The organism is Mesorhizobium sp. M7A.F.Ca.US.006.04.2.1, from assembly GCF_004022915.1.
GTDB lineage: Bacteria > Pseudomonadota > Alphaproteobacteria > Rhizobiales > Rhizobiaceae > Mesorhizobium > Mesorhizobium ciceri.
Genome location: NZ_RZQA01000618.1, coordinates 1 through 3,912, shown reverse-complemented (window position 1 = coordinate 3,912; position 3,912 = coordinate 1). Strand labels below are relative to the sequence as shown.

Sequence of the window (3,912 nt, the reverse complement as noted above, 5' to 3'; positions counted from 1 at the left end):
CGCCAGCGCCACGCCCAATCCCGAAATGGCAAGGTCGAGTGCCGCGCGCGACGAGTTGGCCGAGAGCCCGCGCTGCGCTGCCCGGCCGGGTTCGATGCCGGCCGCCTCGAACCAGTTGTGCCACGACGGAAAGGACGCACCGGTCGGTCCCCAGCCGGTATGGATAAGCGGCAGGCTGGCGAGGCCTTCGGGTTTGATCGTGTCGGCCAGCCCGGGTGCACACACGGGATAGACCGCGTCCTGGACGATATCCTCGGTCGGGTGCTCGCGATAATGCGGCCCATAAGTGAGCCTGATGTCGATCAACTCACGGTCGAACGGCACCGGGTCATCCTCGCCTCTGAGCGATATGTCGACGGCGCCATGGCTTGAGACAAAACCAGTGAGACGCTGCGAAAGCCAACCCATGGCCATGGATGGCGGCACCGACACCACGAGGCGCGGGCGGAACGCATCGCCGCCCAGCTGGCGCGCGACGCTGCCGATCTCCTGGAAGGCCATGGTCAGCCTGGGCAGCATCTCGACGCCGGCCTCGGTGAGGACGGCGCGCCGGTTGACGCGATGGAACAGCTTGCGGTCCATCTGCTCCTCGACGGTGCGGATGAGCTGGCTGACGGCGGCGGCGGATACAGAAAGCTCTTCCGCCGCCCCCGCAAAGCTGCCTGTACGGGCCGCAGCCTCGAAAGCCTGAAGTCCTTTGAGAGAGGGAAGTACGGCCATGATCACCGAATAGATAAGTTCAGCTTATCTAAATCGCAGAAATCGTCATTTTTGGAAAGGTTTTTCATGCGCTACAGTGGATTCTATCAAATCCCAGCCTGGATCGAAGCCCGTGGATCATCGAGACGTAATTTCATCGTTGACGCAGGAGGAGCGCAACCGGCTGACCGCCAAGTCTGATGCCGCGGGCCTCGTTCAGCTTGCCGCTCATTGGGGTGCGATCGTGATCCTCGGATCGCTGATCGCCGCCAAAGTGCCGTTCTGGCCGCTGCTGATGCTGCCGCAAGGTCTCCTCATCGTGTTCCTGTTCACGCTGCTGCACGAGACGGTTCATCGCACGGCCTTTGAGGCGCAGCGGCTGAACGATGTCGTGGCGCGGGTGTGCAGCCTGGCGATCGTGCTGCCGGCGGACTGGTTCCGCTACTTCCACTTTGCCCACCATCGATACACGCAAGATCCCGACAATGACCCGGAACTGGCGTTCCCCAAGCCGGAGACATGGCGGCAATACCTCGTCCACATATCCGGCATCCCGTTATGGTGGGGCCACATCAAGACGCTTTATGCCAACGCCGCGGATCGTGGTCGCGAAAGCTACGTTCCGCCAAAGGGCTATGACAAGGTGCGCATCGAGGCACGCGCCATGATTGCCTTTTATGCCGTGCTCCTTCTGCTGGCCGTCTATTTCCGGCTCTCGGTGCTTGTCTATGTCTGGATTTTGCCCGCTCTGTTGGGGCAGCCGTTTCTGCGCCTCTATCTCTTGGCCGAGCACGGTCGTTGTCCGTTCGTCGCCAACATGCTGGAGAACACCAGGACCACATTGACCAACTGGCTGGTCCGCAAGCTGGCGTGGAACATGCCGTTCCATGCCGAGCATCATGCCTATCCCGGCGTGCCGTTTCATCAACTGCCGCGGTTTCATGCGCTGATCGAGCGGCATCTCAAGGTGGTCGAGCCCGGGTATGTCAGCTTCCACGAAAAGTACATCGAGACGCTGCATTGACGATGGCCGGCCTAGCCGGTCTGGCTGTGCGGCGCTCGGGATCTCAACAGGCGCTGGATCTCGGCCGCCTTTGACGGCGCGCCGATCAGAAAGCCCTGCGCCTCGGTGCAGCCATTGCTGCGCAGGATGTCGAGTTGCACCTCGGTCTCGACCCCCTCGGCGGTGACAGTGATGCCAAGCTCGGCACCCAGCCCGATGACGGTGCGAACGATCGCCGCGGTGTCGCGATTGCCGAGGTCGTGGATGAACGAACGGTCGATCTTGATCTTGTCGACAGGAAAACGCCTGAGGTAGCCGAGCGACGAATAGCCGGTGCCGAAATCGTCCAGCGCGATGCGGATGCCGAGTTCGCGCAACTGCCGCAGCGTCCTTAGCACCACCTCGCTTTCGTCCATCAGCACGGTTTCGGTGATCTCCAGTTCCAACCGACCGGCTGGCACGCCGGAGAAAGCCAGCGCCGAGATGACGCTGCGGGCGAAGCTGCCGCTTTTAAGTTGCACGGCCGAGACATTGACCGCCACGCGCAGGCCGGCGGGCCAGCGTGCCGCCGCCGTGCAGGCTTTCCTCAGCGCCCATTCTCCAAGCGGCACGATCAATCCGGTTTCTTCGGCGACCGGAATGAAGCTGTCCGGCGCCACCATGCCACGTTCTGGGGAATGCCAGCGCATCAAGGCTTCCGCGCCGACGATCTCGCCGGAGGCGATGTTCATGATGGGTTGGAAATCGAGGTCGAATTCCTGGCGCGACAGTGCGGTCCCGAGGTCGACCTCCAACGCACGCCGTGCCTGTACCATTGCGTCCATTCCGGGTTCGAAGAACCGATACAGATTGCGGCCTTCGCTCTTCGCCCGGTAAAGCGCTGTATCGGCGTTCCTCAGCAGCGTGTCGGCATCTCCGCCGTCGTCGGGGAAAACCGCGATGCCCAGGCTGATGCCGATATGCATCTCGCGGCTCTTGTCACGGAACGGTTTTCCGATTGTCTCGACGATGCGCTTCGCGAGTTTTTCAGCACTGGCAATGCCCTTGAAATTGACCTGGATGATGACGAACTCGTCGCCGCCGAAGCGGGCAACGACGTCGTTTTCATTATGCAGGCAGCGCTGCAGCCGCTCGGCCACGCTCTTCAGCAGCCAGTCGCCGGCCGGATGTCCCCAGGTGTCGTTGACTGCCTTGAAGCGATCGAGATCGAGCGAGAAGATCGCCAGCGGCGTGGCCGCCGTGTCCTCCAGCGCAAGGTCGAGCCGTTCGCGAAACATCGAGCGGTTGGGCAATCCCGTCAGCGTGTCGTGATGCGCAAGATGGGTCATGCGCTCTTCGGTGCGGCGACGTTCGGTGACGTCGTCGAAGGTCACCACCCAGCCGCCGCCATCCATCGGCCGACGTGTGACCAAAACCGTCCTGCCGTCGGTAAGATGCCGATAGGCCGAATGCATTTTTGCCGCCGCCAGACAGGCTTCGGTCTTGGCGACTTCGCTGTCGACATCGATCTTCGTATAGATGCCGAGTTCCAGCAATCGTTCGAGCGCGTCGCGGTGCGTCGTTCCAAGCGGAAAGTCCGCCGGGGTGACCTTGTAGAGCTCCAGAAAACGCCGGTTGCGCACGATCATCTTGCCGTCGGCGTCATACATCAGCAAGCCTTGCGACATGTTGGCGAGCGCTGCGTCGAAGCGGCGGTGCTGCTCCTTGAGATCCTCTTGCGCGCGGCGCTGCTCGGTGATGTCTTCATAGATCGAAACCCAGCCGCCCAGAGCCAGAGGGCGGTGCGAGATGCTGACGATGCGGCCGTCCGACAGTGTTTCTTCGTAGGTCGAGGGCTTTGCCTGATCGATATAGGGCTTGCGGATGGCGTAGAGTTCGTCGGCGGTTTGCGAGGCGACGCCGATATCGACGCTGTGGCGCAGAATGTCGAGGAACCGGATGCCGGGCCTTATCACCCTGGCGTCGAGGCAAAAGATGTGTAGGTAGTTGCCGTTGCAGATGATCATCCGCTCGTCGGCGTCGAACATGCACAGGCCGTGCGACATGTTCTCGACCGCAGCCGAAAAGCGTTGGTTCTGCTCCCGCAGTTCGTCTTCCATGTGGCGGGAGCGGTCCATGCCTTCGGCCTCCCGTTTCGGGACGGCCGAACCATCCTTGGCATCAGCGACGGGCATGAGCGCGCCTGCGGACCGTGATCGAACAAGCTACTG

3 protein-coding genes are annotated in these 3,912 nt (G+C 62.0%); 1 reads left to right on the top strand and 2 read right to left on the bottom strand.

All coding sequences use genetic code 11. The features are described from left to right. A partial coding sequence (locus EN925_RS26545; RefSeq protein WP_128337043.1) for a LysR family transcriptional regulator occupies nt 1-720 on the bottom strand: 720 nt, incomplete at its 3' end. A gap of 112 nt (nt 721-832) precedes the next feature. Here EN925_RS26545 and EN925_RS26540 point away from each other — a divergent pair. Next, nucleotides 833-1,723, top strand: a complete 891-nt coding sequence (locus EN925_RS26540) for a fatty acid desaturase family protein (RefSeq protein ID WP_127368966.1) — start codon at nt 833-835, stop codon at nt 1,721-1,723. Between the two features lie 11 nt (nt 1,724-1,734). Here EN925_RS26540 and EN925_RS26535 read toward each other — a convergent pair whose 3' ends face one another. Continuing rightward, the gene (locus EN925_RS26535; RefSeq protein WP_127368965.1) at nt 1,735-3,876 is read right to left on the bottom strand and encodes an EAL domain-containing protein; all 2,142 of its coding nucleotides are present in this window, start codon (nt 3,874-3,876) and stop codon (nt 1,735-1,737) included. Between the last annotated feature and the right edge of the window lie 36 nt (nt 3,877-3,912).